This window comes from Thioalkalivibrio sp. ALJ12 (assembly GCF_000378305.1).
In the GTDB taxonomy this organism is placed as follows: domain Bacteria; phylum Pseudomonadota; class Gammaproteobacteria; order Ectothiorhodospirales; family Ectothiorhodospiraceae; genus Thioalkalivibrio.
Genome location: NZ_KB899540.1, coordinates 447,988 through 465,164, shown reverse-complemented (window position 1 = coordinate 465,164; position 17,177 = coordinate 447,988). Strand labels below are relative to the sequence as shown.

General features: G+C 68.4%; 15 protein-coding genes. 6 read left to right on the top strand and 9 right to left on the bottom strand.

The window, feature by feature from the left end; all coding sequences use genetic code 11:
* Position 1: 1 nt before the first annotated feature.
* The 5 genes from F467_RS0112500 to glgA all read right to left on the bottom strand — a co-directional run bounded on the left by F467_RS0112500 (position 2) and on the right by glgA (position 7,845).
* Positions 2-1,426, bottom strand: a complete 1,425-nt coding sequence (locus F467_RS0112500) for a sigma-54 dependent transcriptional regulator (protein ID WP_018138172.1) — start codon at positions 1,424-1,426, stop codon at positions 2-4.
* Complete coding sequence (locus F467_RS0112495; protein WP_018138171.1) at positions 1,423-3,072, bottom strand: PAS domain-containing sensor histidine kinase; 1,650 nt, start codon at positions 3,070-3,072, stop codon at positions 1,423-1,425. The genes F467_RS0112500 and F467_RS0112495 overlap by 4 nt, the downstream gene beginning before the upstream one ends.
* A gap of 21 nt (positions 3,073-3,093) precedes the next feature.
* Entirely contained in the window at positions 3,094-3,375 is a 282-nt protein-coding gene (locus F467_RS0112490; protein ID WP_018138170.1) for a PP0621 family protein, read from the bottom strand.
* A gap of 66 nt (positions 3,376-3,441) precedes the next feature.
* Positions 3,442-6,282 (bottom strand): phosphoenolpyruvate carboxylase, encoded by a 2,841-nt coding sequence (gene ppc / locus F467_RS0112485; protein WP_018138169.1) that lies wholly within the window; start codon positions 6,280-6,282, stop codon positions 3,442-3,444.
* Positions 6,283-6,369: 87 nt separating this feature from the next.
* Positions 6,370-7,845: a glycogen synthase GlgA gene (gene glgA / locus F467_RS0112480; protein WP_018138168.1), complete on the bottom strand. Its 1,476-nt coding sequence runs from the start codon at positions 7,843-7,845 to the stop codon at positions 6,370-6,372.
* 153 nt (positions 7,846-7,998) lie between these two features.
* Here glgA and pgi point away from each other — a divergent pair, with 153 nt between their 5' ends.
* Positions 7,999-9,657, top strand: a complete 1,659-nt coding sequence (gene pgi / locus F467_RS0112475; protein ID WP_018138167.1) for a glucose-6-phosphate isomerase — start codon at positions 7,999-8,001, stop codon at positions 9,655-9,657.
* Between the two features lie 21 nt (positions 9,658-9,678).
* Here the strand turns inward: pgi and F467_RS0112470 are convergent, their stop codons facing one another.
* Entirely contained in the window at positions 9,679-10,545 is an 867-nt protein-coding gene (locus F467_RS0112470) for a bifunctional nuclease domain-containing protein (RefSeq protein ID WP_018138166.1), read from the bottom strand.
* Between the two features lie 90 nt (positions 10,546-10,635).
* Between F467_RS0112470 and F467_RS0112465 the strand changes: the two genes are divergently transcribed.
* Positions 10,636-11,235 (top strand): DUF938 domain-containing protein, encoded by a 600-nt coding sequence (locus tag F467_RS0112465; protein WP_018138165.1) that lies wholly within the window; start codon positions 10,636-10,638, stop codon positions 11,233-11,235.
* A 30-nt stretch (positions 11,236-11,265) separates the two neighbouring features.
* Here F467_RS0112465 and F467_RS0112460 read toward each other — a convergent pair whose 3' ends face one another.
* Together F467_RS0112460 and F467_RS0112455 are read right to left on the bottom strand one after the other, a co-directional pair.
* Positions 11,266-11,685 (bottom strand): DNA polymerase III subunit chi, encoded by a 420-nt coding sequence (locus F467_RS0112460; protein ID WP_018138164.1) that lies wholly within the window; start codon positions 11,683-11,685, stop codon positions 11,266-11,268.
* 16 nt (positions 11,686-11,701) lie between these two features.
* Positions 11,702-13,195, bottom strand: coding sequence for a leucyl aminopeptidase (locus F467_RS0112455; protein ID WP_018138163.1), 1,494 nt, complete (start codon positions 13,193-13,195; stop codon positions 11,702-11,704).
* A gap of 89 nt (positions 13,196-13,284) precedes the next feature.
* Between F467_RS0112455 and lptF the strand changes: the two genes are divergently transcribed.
* The 3 genes from lptF to F467_RS0112440 are packed head-to-tail and all read left to right on the top strand — an operon-like array spanning position 13,285 to position 16,123.
* A complete protein-coding gene (gene lptF / locus F467_RS0112450) occupies positions 13,285-14,400 on the top strand; it encodes an LPS export ABC transporter permease LptF (protein ID WP_018138162.1) in 1,116 nt (371 codons plus the stop codon).
* Positions 14,397-15,470: an LPS export ABC transporter permease LptG gene (gene lptG, locus F467_RS0112445; RefSeq protein WP_018138161.1), complete on the top strand. Its 1,074-nt coding sequence runs from the start codon at positions 14,397-14,399 to the stop codon at positions 15,468-15,470. The genes lptF and lptG overlap by 4 nt, the downstream gene beginning before the upstream one ends.
* A complete protein-coding gene (locus F467_RS0112440) occupies positions 15,467-16,123 on the top strand; it encodes a GDSL-type esterase/lipase family protein (protein ID WP_018994346.1) in 657 nt (218 codons plus the stop codon). The genes lptG and F467_RS0112440 overlap by 4 nt, the downstream gene beginning before the upstream one ends.
* A gap of 43 nt (positions 16,124-16,166) precedes the next feature.
* On the opposite strand, the gene F467_RS0112435 is transcribed toward F467_RS0112440, so the two are convergent.
* On the bottom strand, positions 16,167-16,703 hold the full coding sequence (locus tag F467_RS0112435) for an RDD family protein (RefSeq protein WP_018138159.1): 537 nt from the start codon (positions 16,701-16,703) through the stop codon (positions 16,167-16,169).
* A gap of 62 nt (positions 16,704-16,765) precedes the next feature.
* Between F467_RS0112435 and F467_RS0112430 the strand changes: the two genes are divergently transcribed.
* On the top strand, positions 16,766-17,131 hold the full coding sequence (locus tag F467_RS0112430) for a PilZ domain-containing protein (RefSeq protein ID WP_018138158.1): 366 nt from the start codon (positions 16,766-16,768) through the stop codon (positions 17,129-17,131).
* Positions 17,132-17,177 lie beyond the last annotated feature (46 nt).

The window sequence follows — 17,177 nt, the reverse complement described above, 5'->3', positions numbered from 1 at the left end:
TTTACTCGATCCCGAGCTTCTTGAGCCGGTAGCGCAGCTGGCGAAAGCTGAGCCCGAGCAGGCGCGCCGCCGCCGTGCGGTTGCCGCCGGTCTGCTGCAGCGCCGTGGCGATGGCCTGGCGTTCCTGCTCGGCCAGGCGCTGGTCCAGGGCGACGTCGTCCGCCGTTGCCGTCGGTATCTCGCGCCGGGGCGGGGGGGGGACAAAGCCCGGGGCCTCGGCCGATGGCAAGGGTTCGCCATGTGCGGAACGGGGTAGGTCAATGCTGTCGGCTTGAATCGTGGGGCCCTCGCTGAGGGTGGCCGCGCGTTCGAGGATGTTCTCCAGTTCGCGCACGTTCCCCGGGAAGGGATGCCGGGCCAGGGCCTCGAGCGCGTCCGGCGCCAGTTCCAGTGGCTCGGTACCCCACTGCTCGCTGATCCGGGCCAGCACGCACTGGGCGAGCAGAGGGATGTCCTCGCGTCGTTCCCGCAGGGCGGGGACCTTCAGTTCGATCACGTTCAGGCGGTAGTAGAGATCCTGACGGAAGCGCCCCTCGGCCACCGCGCGCTCCAGGTCGTGGTGCGTGGCCGACAGCAGGCGCACGTCCACCGGGATCTCGCGCGTGCCCCCCACGGGCTTGATCGCGCGCTCCTGGATTGCACGCAGCAGCTTGACCTGCATGGGCAGTGGCAGGTCGGCGACCTCGTCGAGAAACAGCGTCCCGCCGCTGGCGGCCTGGAACAGCCCGGTGTGATCCTGCGTGGCCCCGGTGAAGGCCCCCTTGCGGTGGCCGAAGAACTCGCTCTCCATCAACTCGCCGGGGATCGCCCCGCAATTGACCGGGACGAACGGGCGATCGCTGCGCGGCCCCAGGCGATGGATCTCGCGTGCCACCAGCTCCTTGCCGGAGCCGGACTCGCCACGGATGAACACCGGCGCCTGGCTGCGCGCCAGTTTCTGGATCGTCGCGCGCAGGGTCTGCATCGGTGGTGCCTGTCCGAGCAAGGGGCTGTCGGTGCGGGTGGTATCGGCGTCCAGGACCGTGCCGGCATTCAGTGTCCCGGGCAGGTCTGGAGCGGGTTCCATTCGCAGTGCGGTGTCGATAAGCTCGCGCAGCTGCTGCAGGTCCACCGGCTTGCTGACAAAGTCGAATGCGCCCAGCTTCAGGGCCTGGACGGCGGTGTCCACGCTCCCGTGGGCGGTGATCACGGCCACAGGCAGGTCCGGGCGCTGGCCCTGGATGTGGCGCACCAGATCCAGCCCGTCGCCATCCGGCAGGCGCATGTCGGTCAGGCAGAGGTCGAAATCCTGCTGGGCGAGCAGTTCGCGCGCCCCGTTCAGGCGTTCGGTTGTGGTGGCCTCGATCCCCATGCGGGAGAGGGTGATCTCGAGGAGTTCGCAGATGTCCGGTTCGTCGTCCACGACCAGGACGTGGCGAATGCTCATGCGCGTTCCCTCGCGGTCTCCGTTGACGATGCTTCCGTGCTGCTTTTGCCCGCGACTGTTTCGGTCGGGGCGAACAGGATGCGGAAGCATCCGCCGGTGGGTGTGCTGACGTACTCCAGGGTTGCTCCGTTGTTCTCGCACAACATGCGCGAGATGTACAGGCCCAGCCCGGAGCCCCCGCCGCTGCTCGAGACGAACGGTTCGAACAGGTCGGAGCGCTGGTCCGGCGCAATGCCGGGTCCTGCGTCGAGGACATCGAGACTGACAACGCGTGCCACCTGGCCGGCGCCGCCACGCAGCACAATCGGCGGTGAGCCCGGCTGGTCGTGGCCCCCGTGTATGCGGGCGTTGGTGCAAAGGTTCCAGAGGACCTGATTCAGCTGCGAGGGGTCGAACAGCACTTCGGAGTCATACGGTTCGATCCTGGCGTGCAGCGCGACGCGCGGGATCTGCAGGGCGCCACAGAACTCGTCGACGAAACGGTCGAGAAATTCCTGCAGGTTCAGTCGCTCGCGTTGTCCGGTATCGCGTCGCGACAGGCTCAGCACGTTGGAGATTAGCTCGTTCACGCGCTTGCTCTGCTTGTTGATGATGGTCAGCAGGCGCTGGTCGGGTCGGGTCAGCTGTGGAGACTCGGCGAGCAGCTGGGCACTGTGGCTGATCGCGCCCAGCGGGTTGCGGATCTCGTGGGCGATACTCGCGGTCAGGCGGCCGAGCGCCTGCAGCTTGCTGGCCTGTGCCTGGCGCTGGATCTCCGCGAGATCCTCGAGGATCAGCAGCGTCCCGCGATCGCCCAGAGGGGTCAGGCGGACCTGCAGGGCGGGCTGGTCACGATCCCCCGGCAGCTGCTGCGTGTCCGTGCGCATCCCTGTGCTTTGCCATTGTTCGACCCGCTGCGCCAGCGCCGGCGAGATCTCGGCCAGCTGGCGGCCGGGGCGGGGCGGGAGCAGCCGGCGCGCGGCCTCGTTGATCGAACGGATCTCGCCATCCGGGTCGACCGCGATGACGCCGGCGCTCATGCGCGCGATGATCTGGGCGTTGAGCTCGGCGAGGTTGGCCAGGTCTTCTTCCTGACGCTCGACCTGGGCGCGGGTCGCCCCTGCGCGGCGCGCGACATGCCGGGCGAGTAGCCCGGCGGCGAAGAGCGTGGCGCCGAGCAGTCCGGCCTGGCTCAGGCCCGAGCCGTCCTGGTCCAGCAGGAAGATCGCCGCCGCCTCGGCCGTGAGCAGACCCAGGGTAGCGACGGCGGCCAGCGACAGGCTCAGCCGTCCGCCGGAGAGCAGGGTGGCGGCCACCACCGCGGGGATCAGCAACAGGCCGATGCCGGTGCCCACGCCGCCTGCGACCAGGACCAGCGCGACCAGGCTGATGGTGTCGCCAATCCCGCCCAGCAGCGCCAGGGCCGCCAGGCTGGTCGTGCGGGGGTCGCGGGCAGGGCGCCAGGTCATCGCCGCGACGAACAGCGCAAAGACCAGATAGCCGCCGGCGAGTGCCGGATACATCTCCGGGGCCGCGGCGTGCAGCCCCACGGGGCTCTCGGGTACCAGCCCCAGGATCAGCAGGACGCTGGCAACAAAGACGCGGTAGAGCGCGAACAGCCAGGCCGAGCGGCGCGTGTCGGCATCAAGCGCGATGGGCCCCCCCATGGATGCCGACCTCCCGCTGGATCAGTCGGCGCCCGAGTCGGAACCGGGCCCGGTATTCTGCCGGTTGCGGTCGATCTCGGCGTGTTGCGGGGAGCAGTAGAGGCGATCGCCATCGCGGTAGGCCTCGGCCTCCGGGACGTGTACGCCACAATAGGCGCAACGGATCACCGCGCCGCCTTCCTTCAGGCGGTCGGGGCGGGCGTCACGCGAGACGGACTCCTTGCGCGCGCTGGTGGAGCGCACCAGGGTGCGGACCGCCAGAAAGACAGCGACGATGGCAACGATGAGCAGCAGCAGGCGCATGCCGCGATTCTAACGCAAGGAGGTGCCCACCGCCCCCTCGGGTCCGGAAGCCTGGGGGGCGTACGGCTAGCCGGTGTTGCGCATCCCTGCGGCGATCGCGTTGATCGAGCGCAGCAGCGGCGAAAGCCAGGGGTTGTCCGCGTCGTCGTCGGCTTCGGCGTCGAACTGGCGCGACTCGCGCAGCAGGTGGATCTGGATGCTGTTGAGCGGGTCCAGATACGGGTTGCGCCGCTGCAGCGAGCGCGCCAACAGCGGTGTCTCGTCCATCAGTCGGTCCAGCCGGGCCACGCGCAGGACCTCGTTGACCGTGCGTGTGTGCTCCTCGCGCACGCGCGAGTACAGCCGTTCGGCCAGCTCCGGGTCGCTGCAAAGACGTGCGTACTCGGCCGCGGTGCGCATGTCCGCCTTGGTCAGGGCCATCTGGCAGTTCGACAGCAGAGAACGGAAGAATGGCCACTCCTGGTACATCCGCTGCAGCTGTTCCAGGCGTGCCGGGTCCTCGCCTCGCCACTGTTCCAGGGCCGATCCGATCCCGTACCAGGCGGGCAGGGTATGGCGCGACTGTGCCCAGCCGAACACCCAGGGGATCGCCCGGATCGAGCTCTTGGAACGATCCGTCTTGCGCCGGTGGGAGGGGCGCGAACCGATATTCAGGAAACCGATCTCCTGCACCGGGGTAATCTCGTAGAAGTAGTCGAGAATCCCCGGCGTGCGGTCGATCAGGTCGCGGTAGGCATCCTCGCCAGCACGGGCCAGCTCGCCCATCGTGTCGCGGTATTCGTCACGGTCCTGGCGTGCCGTGCGGATCAGGCTGCGCGAGGCGAGCATCAGACCGGTCGCCCCCATGCCCAGTTCGTAGACCGCCGTCTCTGCGTTGGAATACTTGTACGACAGCACCTCGCCCTGCTCGGTGAACTTGATCCGCCCCTGCACGGTGGCCGGGGGCTGGGCGAGGATAGATTCATGGGTCGGGCCGCCGCCGCGGCCCACGGTACCACCGCGCCCGTGGAACAGCTGGCAGCGCACGCCAAAGCGGTCGGTGATCCCGACGATCTTCTTCTGCGCCTCGTAGAGGTTCCAGCTGGAGGCGAGGATGCCGCCATCCTTGCAGGAGTCGGAGTAGCCGAGCATTACGTCCTGGACGTTGCCGGAGGCGGACAACAGGCGGGCATAGACCGGGTTGGACAGCAGGCCTTCCAGCACGTCCTCGACATGCAGCAAGTCCTCAATGGTCTCGAACAACGGCGAGATGCGCAGGTGGCAGAACGGCTCGCCGTTCTCGTCCTCGCCGGCCAGCCCCGTCAGGCGGCCCAGCAGCAGGACCTCCAGCACATGCGAGGCGGCGTGGGTCATCGAGATCACGTAGGTGCCGATGCCATCCGGACCGATCTCGCGGCGCATCGACTGGATGACCTCGAATACGCGCAGGGTCTCCAGTGCGCCCTCGTCGAGGGCCTCGCGATTCAGATCGGCCAGCGATGGTGCCGCGATCAGGTCGCTCAGGACCTTCTGGCGGCCGGACTCGTCCAGCGTGTTGTAGTTGACCTCCGGTGCCAGTTGCTGCAGCAGCTGGGCGATGGCCTCGCTGTGGACCGTGGACTCCTGGCGCACGTCCAGGTGATGCAGGTGGAAGCCGCAGGTCTCGACCAGACGGATCAGGTCGGTCAGCGCGCCGGAGGCGATGTTGCGGTCGCCATGGCTGATCAGCGAGTCGCGGATCAGGTTCAGGTCCTGCAGAAAGGCATTGGCGTCGGCGTAGGCGCTGTTGGTCGGCAGCACGGCCGCCTCGCCCTGGATGCGCCGGCAGACCGTCTCCAGCGTCTCGCGCAGGCGGTAGCGCATGATGTACAGCTTGCGCCGGTACGGTTCGCTCTCGAAACGGTCGGAGGCGCCGTGGAACACGGCGTTGGCGATGTTGCTGTCGGCGTCCAGGCTGTCGAGGAATTCCTGCGACGGCTGGCACATATAGGCTGAATGGGTGAGGACATTGCGCAGGTGATTGACCCGCTTGATGTACTCGCGCAGGACCTGCTCCATCGCCAGGCGGCAGGCCAGTTCGGTGACTTCCGGGGTGACGTTCGGGTTACCGTCACGGTCACCGCCAATCCAGGAGCCGAAGTGCAGAAAGGCCGGGATGCGCACGGGCAGGCTGCCGTCTGGGTGTACCCCGTAGATGCGCCGGATCGCCTTCTCCAGGAAGCGGTAGGACAGCGGTATTGCCTCGAACAGGCTCTCCTCGAAATAGAACAACCCGTACTTGATCTCGTCCTGGACCTGCGGCTTTTTCACCCGCACCTCGTTGGTGCGCCACAGCAGCTGGATCTGGGTCTCCAGCTCCTCGATGATCAGGCGGCGTTCTTCCTCGCCCAGCTCGGGCTGGTTGAGCCGGTCGGCTGTCTCGAACACGCGGCGCTGGTTCTCCATCGTGGTCCGGCGACGGGCCTCGGTGGGGTGCGCGGTGAATACCGGCTGGTAGTGCAGTTCCGCGAGCAGGCGTTCCAGTTCGGCGGCGGTCACACCCTCGTTGTGCAATTCGCGCAGCGTCTGGTCGAACGAGCCGGTCCACAGCGGCTCGCCGCTGGAGACCTGCGCGCGCCGCCAGCGGTAGAACAGGTCTTCCTCGGCGATGTTGACCAGGCTGAAGTAGATGCTGAACGCGCGGATCACGCGTTCGGTCAGGGTCGCGTCGAAGTGGGTGATGTCCGCCATCAGACGCTGGCGCAGCTGGGGATCTTCGTCCTTGCGCAGGCTCACGAAACCGCGGCGGAGCTTTTCCACTGCGTCGAATACGGTCTGGCCTTCCAGCTTGCGGATTACGTTACCCAGCAGTTCGCCGAACAGGCGCACGCGGGCGCGCAGTTCCTTGTCCTTGGGCAGGAATCGGTCGTCTAGGTCGGTTTGAGTCATAAGCCCTTCTGCACGCACAAGGCCGGCCCATGGGCCGGCCTTGTGGGGAACGTTGCTAGCGCGAAAAGAGGATGATTATAGCGCAGATCAGCCGGTCGTAGCCTGTCGCCTGCGGGGAACCAGTTGGCGATAAAGCGAGAGGTAGTGCTCGGCACTCGCGGTCCAGTCGAATTCCTGGGTCATGCCGGTGCGCAGGAGTTGTTCCCAGCGCCCGTCGGCGCGCTGCTGGTAGAGCTCGAGGGCGCGTTCCAGGGCCTGCGTCAGGGCGCTGACCGTGTCGGGCGTGAAGCTGAAGCCAGTGGCTGTGCCGTCGGCCAGGTTTTCGGGGCTTGCGTGCACCACGGTGTCCGCCAGCCCGCCCGTGGCATGCACCACCGGCGGGGTGCCGTAGCGCAGGCTGTACATCTGGTTCAGGCCGCAGGGCTCGAAGCGCGAGGGCATCAGGAACAGGTCGGACCCGGCCTCGATCTGGTGCGCCAGCGGCTCGTCGTAGCCGATATGCACCCCGACGCGGCCGGTGTAGGTCCGGGCCAGGGCGCCGGTCGCATGTTCCAGGTCCTTCTGTCCGGAGCCGACCAGGGCGAGCTGCACACGTCCGGCCTCCAGCAACGGGGTGCAGGCCGCATGGATCAGGTCCACGCCCTTTTGCTCGACCATGCGCCCGACATGGCCAAGCAGCGGTACGTCCGGGTCCTCGTCCAGCCCCATGCGTTTTTGCAGCGCGGCCTTGCTATGGGCCTTGCCGGCCAGGTCCTCCGCCGAGTAAGGCTGAGCGATGTGGCGATCACGGGACGGATCCCAGGCGCGGTAGTCGACCCCGTTCAGGATGCCGTAGAGGTCGGCGGCGCGGGCGCGCAGCACGCCGTCCAGGCCCATGCCTGATTCCGGCTCCTGGATCTCGCGGGCGTAGGTGGGCGAGACGGTGGTGATGGCGTCGGAGAAGACCAGTCCGGCCTTTATGAACGACAACTGGTCGTGGAACTCCAGGGCGTCCGGGGTCCACAGATCGGACGGCAGCCCAAGATCGTCCATCGCCTGCGCCGGGAACAGGCCCTGATAGGCGAGGTTGTGGATCGTGAAGATCGTGCGCGGGCGCGGGGCGCCACTGCGCTCGGGGTCCAGGAACACGGGCACCAGGCCGGTCTGCCAGTCGTTCAGGTGCACCAGTTCCGGTGCCCAGTCGAGCCCGGCCTCGTCGCGGGCGATGGCGGTGATCGCCCGGGCGAATCCGGCGAAACGCTGGGCGTTGTCCGGCCAGTCCGTGCCATTGCTGGCGCTGTAGGGGTTGCCGGCCCGCTGGAAATACTCCGGCCAGTCGACCAGGTAGACCGGCAGTTTGGTACCGGGCAGATGGCCTTCAATCAGCTGCCAGGGCGCATCCGGGGGGCCGGGCAAGGGTTGCGCGTGGGCCAGCTGGCTGCAGGCCTCCGGATAGCCGGGTACGACCAGCCGTACGTCCTGCCGCCGCCGGCGCAGGGCAACGGGCAGACTGGCGCTGACGTCGGCGAGGCCCCCGGTCTTGGTGAGGCCGTACGCCTCGCTGCTGGCGAAAAGGATGCGCATAACAATTTCCTGGGGAAACACGGGTGGAACCGGGAGCCCCGGTTGCGTTTCCAAGAGTGTAACGCAGGCGCCCGGAGCGATATGGGGCGCCGGGGCATTGAACGGCTGGGCGGCGCGCGGCAATCTGGAGTCACCATCGCAAGGGGCACACGGATGATCTCAGGGAACGAAGGGGCACGGAGTGATGATCTGGCTGCACATGCAGAGCGGCTGAACGAGTGCCCCCTGCGAAACCTGCTGGAAGAGGACTCGGGCCGGGTGCAGCGGGATGTGCAGGAGATCGCGGGGCTGCGCCTGGACTGGACGCGCCAGCGGCTGGACGGTCCGGCGTGGCAGGCCCTGGCGGCGCACGCGAACCGCTGCGGTGTGTCCGGGGCCTTGGAGCGCCTGTTCTCGGGCGAGCGCGTGAACATCACCGAGGGGCGGGCGGCTCTGCATTCAGCGCTGCGCCTGCCGCCCGGGGCGTGCTGCGAGGTCGAAGGCGAGGACCTGGCGCGTGTGGTGCATGCGGAACTCGAGCGCATGGAGGCCTTCGTGCGGCGGGTCCACACGGGTGAGCATATGGGCCATACCGGGCGTCCGATCCGGCGCGTGGTCAATATCGGCATTGGCGGCTCCGACCTGGGCCCGCGCATGGTTTGTCGTGCACTGGCCGCACACGCGCGGCCGACCGCCGAGGGCGATCCGCTAACCGTGCGCTTTGTCTCCAATGTGGATGGCGCCGCGCTGTCCGCCGAGCTGCGCGAGGCCGACCCCGAGACGACTCTGTTCATCGTCGCCTCCAAGACCTTCGGCACGCAGGAGACCCTGACCAACGCCCGCGCCGCGCGTGACTGGCTGCTTGGCCACTTTCCCGAGGAGGCGGTCGCGCGCCACTTCGTCGCGGTGTCCACCGCGCGCGAGCGGGTGGTGGCGTTCGGGATCGACCCGGCCAACATGTTCGGCTTCTGGGACTGGGTGGGCGGGCGCTATTCGGTGTGGTCGGTGATCGGTCTGCCGGTGGCGCTGCTTCTGGGCATGGATGGCTTCCGCGCCTTCCTCGGCGGGGCGCACATGATGGACGAGCACGTGCGCGCCACGCCCCTCGCCGACAACGCCGCCGTACGCATGGCCCTGGTCGACTACTGGAACCAGAACCTGCTGGGGGCCTGCGCCCGCGCGGTCCTGCCCTATGACGAGCGCCTGGCCCTGCTGCCCGCCTATCTGCAGCAGGCAGAGATGGAGAGTCTCGGCAAGCGGGTGCGTCTGGATGGCCGCCCGGTGGAGGAGGATACCGGCAGCATCGTCTGGGGGGCGGTCGGCACCGATGGCCAGCACGCGTTCTTTCAGCTGCTCCATCAGGGTACGCGGGTGATCCCGGCGGAATTTATCGGCGTGGCCCGGCCGGAACACGACCTGCCGGCCCAGCACCCGCTGCTGCTGGCGAACCTGGTAGCGCAGGCGCAGGCCCTGGCGCTCGGCAAGGACGAGGACACGGTGCGCGCGGAGATGGCCGCGGCCGGGACCGCCCCCAAGCAGATCGATGCCCTGGCCTCGCACCGGACTTTCCCGGGCAACCGGCCCAGCACCGTGATCCTGCTCGAGCAACTCGATCCGGCAACGCTCGGGGCGCTGATCGCACTGTACGAGCACAAGATCTATGTGCTCGCGACGCTCTGGGGTATCAATGCCTTCGACCAGTGGGGCGTGGAGCTTGGCAAGCAGTTGGCGGGCGAGGCCCTCCAGGCCCTGCGCGGCGAGGGCGGGCAGCCGGACGCGGCCACGGCCGCGACGCTGGACTGGCTGCGCCCGCGGCTGCCGACTGCCGACTGACTTCTTTCCTGGCCAGTTCCGCTACACGGCCAGCGCGTCGTCCGACTCTTCGATCTGCGGGACGTCGGTGGGCAGAGTGATGGTGCGTTCCTCGCCGTCCAGCCAGAAGCGGATCTCCGCCTCTTCGCCATCCGGAGTCTCGGAGACCGCATCCAGGAATTCGATCGGGGTCTCGGGAGTTTGCCCGTTTACCTCCAGGATCAGCGCGCCCTGCGCCAGGCCGGCGGCTGCGGCAGCGCCCTGGGCGCGGCTGACCAGCACGCCGGGTTCATCCGGCAGTTCCAGTGCCTCGCGCAGGTCGTCGCGCACCGCGATCACGGTGATGCCGAGTGCGGTCACCACCTCGTCGTCGCCGGGCGGGCTGTATTCGAACGGCACGTCGGCCTCGAGGACGTCGGGCGAGACCGCAATCGTGGCACCGGTGCGCACGGCCAGGGCCAGGCCGTCACTGGGGCGGGTGTCGATGTAGCGCGGTTCTTCCTCGCCCTCCACGCGCAGTTCCAGCCAGCCGAGGTAGGTGCCGTCGACCAGGCCGTCGACGATCACGCGCTCCAGGGTCGCATTCAGTTCGTCCAGCAGGTTGATCATCAGGTCGTGCGTCTGCGGACGCGACAGCTGGACCTCGTGCATCGCCAGCAGGATGGCCTGCGCCTGGTCGGGGCCGATCACGATCGGTACCACCTCGCCGGAGTCGGGGTCGCGCAGCAGGGCGATCGGGGCGCCGGTCTGAGCGTCCATGCCGACGGTGGCCAGCTCCACCGGCAGCACGCGTTCCAGCGCCTCCGGATCGACTTCGCGGGCGAGGGTGTCACTGGCGGCGAGCGTGAGGGTGAACACCAGGGAGACGATCAGGACTCGGGGCCAGGCAAACCAGCGGGGATGCGACATGGGGCGGGCCTGTGTTCGGGATGTCCCTCGATCATGGCAGTCCGCCCCGGGCGCGTCCAGAATGACCCGAAATCCGATGCAGGAGAGATGATGCCCCGACACAAGCCGTACGCCCCGGCCGCGGAGGAGAACCGCGACCCCATCCTGTCCGTATTGCGCGACCGCTTTGCCGCCCCGGGACGCGTACTGGAGGTTGGGGCGGGAACGGGGCAGCACGCGGCGCATTTCGCCGGCGCCCTGCCACACCTCGACTGGCTCCCAAGCGATGTCGCGGAGAATCTTCCGGGGGTGGAGGCCTGGCGGGCGGACGCGGCGCTGCCGAACCTGCGGGCGCCGGTGGCGCTGGACGTGCTGGCCGACCCCTGGCCCGAGGGGCCGTTCGACTACGTCTACAGCGCGAATACCGTGCACATCATGCACTGGCCGGCGGTCGAGGCCTTTTTTGCCGGCGTGGGGCGGGTGCTGGCACCGGCCGGGGTGTTCGCGCTCTACGGCCCGTTCGCCCACGACGGCGCACATATGGCGGCCTCCAACGCGCGTTTCGATGCGATGCTGCGTCAGCAGGATGCCGGCATGGGCGTGCGTGACCGGGCCGACCTGGACGCGCTGGCCGCGCAGCACGGTCTCGGCCGGGCCGAGGTGGTGGAGATGCCGGTCAACAATCAGGTGCTGATCTGGCACAAGGCTTGAAGAGTCCGTGTTTCCCTGGCGCGGTGCGCGTCAGATGTTGTGGTGCTTCAGCGGGTAGCCGCGTTCCTTGAAGTAGCGGTAGCGGGCGCGGCCCGCCTCGCGCGCCGACTCCTCGCCGCCGACGATATCCGCGACGCGCTCGAAGCGCCCGCAGTACTCCGGCACCTCCGGCGCCAGGTTGATCAGCACGTCGCAGCGATCCGACGGGGCATGGGCTTCGTGCAGGGAGACCGGGACGTCCGCATCGCGCACATCGGTGCTGTGCGGCAGGAACGCGGTGTCCTCGAAGGTCCACAGCCACTCGTCCAGCGTGCGCGTCAGCTCCGGCGAGCCGGTGTGGATGTGCACGCGATGGCCCTGGCCGCTGGCCTTTTTCGCCAGGCGGCAGGTGAAGCGCAGGCGCGCCTCCGGGGCCGGGTCCTGCAGCAGGTAGAAGCTGACGTGGGTCATCCGCGCCCGACCCGGATCAGGCCTGGTCGAGCAGGTAGCGCATCAGCATCGGGACTGGGCGGCCGGTCGCGCCCTTCTCCTTGCCGCTCTTCCAGGCCACGCCGGCGATATCGACATGCGCCCAGGTGTAGTCCTCGGTATAGCGCGACAGGAAGCAGGCGGCGGTGATGGTGCCGGCCGGGCGCCCGCCGATGTTGGCCATGTCGGCGAAATTGCTCTTCAGCTGTTCCTGGTACTCCGGCCACAGCGGGAGCTGCCAGCCGCGATCACCGGTCTCCTCGCCGGCGGCCAGCAGGCTCTTCGCCAGGCGCTCGTTGTTGCCCAGGATCGCCGCGCCCTGATGGCCCAGGGCGATGATGCAGGCCCCGGTCAGCGTGGCGATGTCGATCACCGCCTTCGGCTTGTAGCGCTCCACCCAGGTCAGGGCATCGGCCAGCACCAGGCGGCCCTCGGCGTCGGTATTCAGGATCTCGACGGTCTGTCCGGACAGGGTGGTGACGATGTCGCCCGGGCGCGTCGCGCGGCCGTCGGGCATGTTCTCGGCACTGGTGACCACGCCGACCACGTTGACCGGCAGCCCCAGCTCGCAGCAGGCCTCGATCACCCCGAACACGCTGGCGGCGCCGCACATGTCGTACTTCATCTCGTCCATCTCGGCACCGGGCTTCAGCGAGATGCCGCCGGTGTCGAAGGTGATGCCCTTGCCGACCAGCACCACCGGGGCGTCGCCCTTCTTGCCGCCGGAGTACTCCATCGCGATCAGGCGCGGCGGGCGCTCGGAACCCTTGCCTACCGCCAGGATGGCCCCGGCGCCAAGCTTCTCCAGGTCCTTCTCGTCCAGCACCGTGGCCTTCAGCTGCTTGTACTGCTTCGCCATCTCGCGGGCGGTGTCGGCCAGGCTCTCCGGGTAGCAGACATTCGGCGGGGTGTTGCCCAGGTCCTTCGCGCGGTTCACGCCGGTGGCGATCGCCGCGGCCTCGGTGCAGGCCTGCTTCGCGGCCTCGGCGTCCTTGCGCTCCACGCACAGCTGGATCTTGTCCAGCTTCACCGGGGTGGTCTTCTCCTTGCCCTTGAACGGGGTGAAACGGTAGGCGGCATCCGAGATCGCCGCGACCAGGGTGTGCACCACCCAGGCGATGTCCTTGCCGCGCGGCTGGAAGTCCGCGACCGCGATCGCGGCGCTGGTGGCCGGGCGCTCGACCAGCGCGGCGGCCAGGGCCTGCGCCGCCTTGCGCGCGGCGCGGGCGTCGAAGTCCTTCTTCGCCCCCAGGCCGATCAGGAGTGCGCTACCCTTCCCTTGATTGCCTGGGCTGCCACCGCCGGGCAGCAACAACCGGCTGCCGGCCTCGCCATCCATCTCGCCGGCCTTCAGCAGGGCCGCGATCTCGCCGTCGCGAGCGGCATCCAGGGCGCTGGCGCCCGCGGCCGGCTTGCGCTTGTGGGCGATCCCGGCGGCGCGGATGCCGACGCGGGGTTTGTCGAGGGTCGAGGTGGTGACGGAGAATTGCATCAAATGCCTCCCGAAAATGAGTCCGAGCATGTTACCAGCGCCGAGCGGCGCCCGACCACGCGTCGCGTCCGGCGCGGGGTGACGGGCGCATGATCCTGCGTCGCGCCGAGCGCTTCATCGCCCGCGAGCTGTGGCTGACCCAGGCCGCAGTGAGCGTGGTGTTGCTGCTGGTCATTATCGGCGGCGTACTGGCGCGGGTGCTGCGCGACGTCGCCGAGGGCAGCCTGCCGGTCGATTTCCTCCCCGGCATGGTCGCGTTCGGGGCGTTCAAGGGCATTGTGTTCCTCTGGCCGGTCGCCCTGTTTCTGGCGTTCATGCTGGTGTTCGGGCGCATGCAGCGCGACAGCGAGATGACCGCGCTGCAGGCCAGCGGGATGTCGTTCGCGGCCCTCTACCGCGCGCTGTTCTGGGTGGCGGCCCCGGCCGCGCTCCTGCTGCTGGTGCTGATGACCATGGTCGTACCCCGTACCGAGGCGCAGATCGACCAGTTGCGTGACCTGGCCGAGCAGCGCTCCGACCTGGTGGGGATTGCCCCGGGGCGTTTCCTGCGTTCGCGGGTGGGCGATCAGGTCTTCTTCGCCGAGCGCATGAGTGAGGATCGCGAGGCCTTGCTGGAAGTCTTCATCTATCGCGAGGTGGATGGAGAGTCGCAGATCACCGTGGCCGAGCGCGCGGTGCCCGATCCCGAGGCCGAGGGCAGCGGCTTCCTGCTGCTGGAGAACGGCTATCGCTACGTCGGCGAGCCCGGCACTGCGAGCTTCCGCATGCTGGAGTTTGAGCGCCTGCGCACCCAGATTACCGAGCCCGACCCAACCACGCGCCGCGCTAGCCTGGATGCGCTGCCGACCTCCGCGCTGTGGGCGCAGCGCGACGATCCCGAGGCGCGCGCCGAGCTGGAATGGCGTCTGGCAATGCCGCTGTCGATCCTGGTGCTGGCATTGCTTGCGCTGCCGCTGGCGCAGGTGCCGCCCCGCACCGGGCGCTATGCGCGCATCCCGGCCGCGATCGGTGTGTACGTGCTGTACGCAAACTTCCTCATCCTCGGGCAGGGACAGCTGGCCGACGGCCGCACACCACTGGCCCTGGGGCTGTGGTGGACCCATGGCCTGATGCTGGTGTTGTGGGTGGTGCTGGCCTGGCACAAGGGCCTGTTGCGGCTGCGATCGGCCACTCCTCGCTTGCGTGATGCCGGAGGGGCGCCATGACCACGGTGTTGGGGCGCTATGTGATCCGCCAGGTGCTGATCGGCACGGCGTTGGCCGTAGTATTGCTGGTCGCGCTGGACGCGGTGTTCGCGATGATCGACGAGCTGCGCGATACCGGCACCGGCACCTACGGGGTCACCGAGGCGATGCTCTACGTGGCGCTGACCCTGCCGCGGCGGATGTACGAGATGCTGCCCTCGGCGGCCCTGCTGGGCGGGCTCCTGTGGTTGGGCAACCTCGCCGCGAACAGCGAGCTGACGGCGATGCGGGCCGCCGGCATGACCCTGGGCCGGTTCATCGTCTGGGTGCTGCAGGCGGGGCTGGTCGTGGTAATGGTGATGCTGATTATCGGCGAGTTCTTTGCTCCGGCCTCGGAGACGCGTGCCCAGGCGTTGAAGGCCTCGGCCTTCGACGAGGAGATCAGCGTGGGGTCGATGGGGCTTTGGGCACGCGACGGTCAGCGAATGATCCACGCCGAGTCGGTGCTGGCCGGGAATCAGCTGATCGGGGTGCGCATCATCGAGTTCACCGGGGATCGCGAGCCCAGCCGCATCACCCGCGCGGCGCGGGCCCAGTTTGTCGATGGAGATTGGCGGCTGGAGGACGTGGAGCGTTCGCAGCTGTCGCATGACCGCGTGGTCGCCGAACACCGTGAGCAGGAGACGATCGACCGGCTGATCGCCCCCGAGTATTTCGACGTGCTGGTGGTCGAGCCCAGCCAGATGGCCGCGCTCGATCTCTCTCGCTACATCGATTATCTGCAGCAGAATCAGTTGGATGCGGCTCCCTACGAGGTCGCGTTCTGGCAGCGCTTCACCCTGCCGGCCAGTACCTTCGTGATGCTGCTGCTGGCGATCCCGTTCCTGTTCGGCTCGCAGCGCGAGGGCGGCGCCGGCCAGCGCCTGTTTATCGGGATCGCGATCGGGGTCTCGTTCGTGATCGTGATGCGCGCGATCACCCACCTGGGGCTGGTGTACAACCTGCCGCCGCTGCTGGCGGCCAGCCTGCCGGTGTTGCTGTTCCTGGCCATCGCGCTGTTCGCGCTGCGACGCATGGCGGTGCGGGCATGATCGCTCCCTTGCGGCGGATATTTCTCGCGGGCGGTTTGGCGGGGCTGCTGGCCCTGCTCGCCGGCTGTGGTGGTAGCGGACCCGGTGACCTGGAGCCGCTGCCGCGCGCGGCCACGGTGCTGGCGTTCGGGGACAGCGTGACCCACGGGACGGGCGCCTCGCGCGGGGAAGATTTCCCGGCGCGTCTGGCCGAGATCACTGGCTGGCAGGTGGTGAACGACGGCGTGCCCGGCGACCGGGCGGACAGCGCGCGTGGCCGGCTGGGCCCCAGCCTGCGCGAGCACGAGCCCGATCTGGTGATCATCGGTCTCGGCGGCAATGACTTCCTGCGCCAGCGCGCCGCGCCGGCGGTCAAGGAGGACCTGCGGGCCCTGATCCACGAGGTGCGCGAGCATGGCGCCCAGCCCCTGCTGCTTGGCGTGCCCTCGGCCTCGGCCTTCGCGGCCGCCACGGGGCGCCTGCGTGACGACGGCATCTATGGCGAGTTGGCGCGCGAGGAGGAGGTCCCGCTAATCGACGGGGTGCTGTCAGGGGTGCTCTCGAACGGCGACCTGCGCGCGGATCGCATCCACCCCAACGCGGCCGGCTATCAGCAAATGGCGGAGCAAATCGCCGACGGGCTGGAGGAATCAGGCCTGTGGCTTGCCCCCTGATGTAAAGGACCCTGCGGGCTCCGGGGCCGCAGGCGGCGTCGGTTCAGGCCGCCTTGTCTTTTTTCCAGCGTGGTTTGGCGAGGCCCGGGATGCGTACCAGCTCGGTCCCGGACAGCCAGTCGTGCAGCATCCAGCGCCGTGGATGGAACTGCGACAGCCCCAGCGCGAAGATCGCTGCGGCGGTAACCGCCACGGTCGCCACGGCGCCGTGTTCGCGCACCGCCCAGATCGCCATCAGCACCACCAGCCACTGGGCGGCCGCCACCAGATAGCGCAGCGTGGCCTGCCAGGCGTTGACCGGCTGGCCATGCTCGGTGCGCAGCTGGATGTTCCAGGTCTGCAGGCCCAGGGTCTGCCCGGTGCGCGTCCAGAACCAGAAAAAGAATGCCCAGCCCACGAACAGGTTGGCGATGAAATGCGCGCGGGTGGAGTACCAGCCGGTCAGGTTGCCCAGTGCCACCACGATCATGCCCAGCACCATCCAGATCGCGATCAACAGCAGGGCGTCGTAGATGATCGCGCCGAAGCGGCGCAGCAGGCCGGCGGGCAGGCCTTCGATATTCTTGGGGTCTTGGCTCATGGGCAGGGTCGGGATCGGTATGCAGGTTGGTGGAACGGGCAAGGAGCGCGTAGTCTTCCTGTATGGAGCGACGGTTTCAACGTATCCCCCTGGAGTTTCCGGCCAACCTGATCCATGCGAACGGGGAATGTCCCGTGCGCGTCGAGGACATATCGCTGCGCGGTGTCCTGGTCGAGGGGGCGCAGATCCCAGTTTTTGAGCCAGATGCCGTGGTCACGCTGGACATCCCTTTGTCCGACGAGGCGCGGATCGCGTTCGAGGGTCGCGTACGCTGGCAGGAGGGCCTGTGGCTGGGACTCGAGATCGAGGCGATGCCGCTGGAATCGGCGACGCACCTGCGCCGCCTGGTCGAGCTCAATCTGGGTGACGAGGCCCTGCTGGAGCGGGAATTTGCCGCCATGGCCGAGTCCGCCCCGACTCGCGAATAAGTCAGCCTTCAAAGCAAAGGCCCCAGCCTGCAATCCCGAAGGCTGC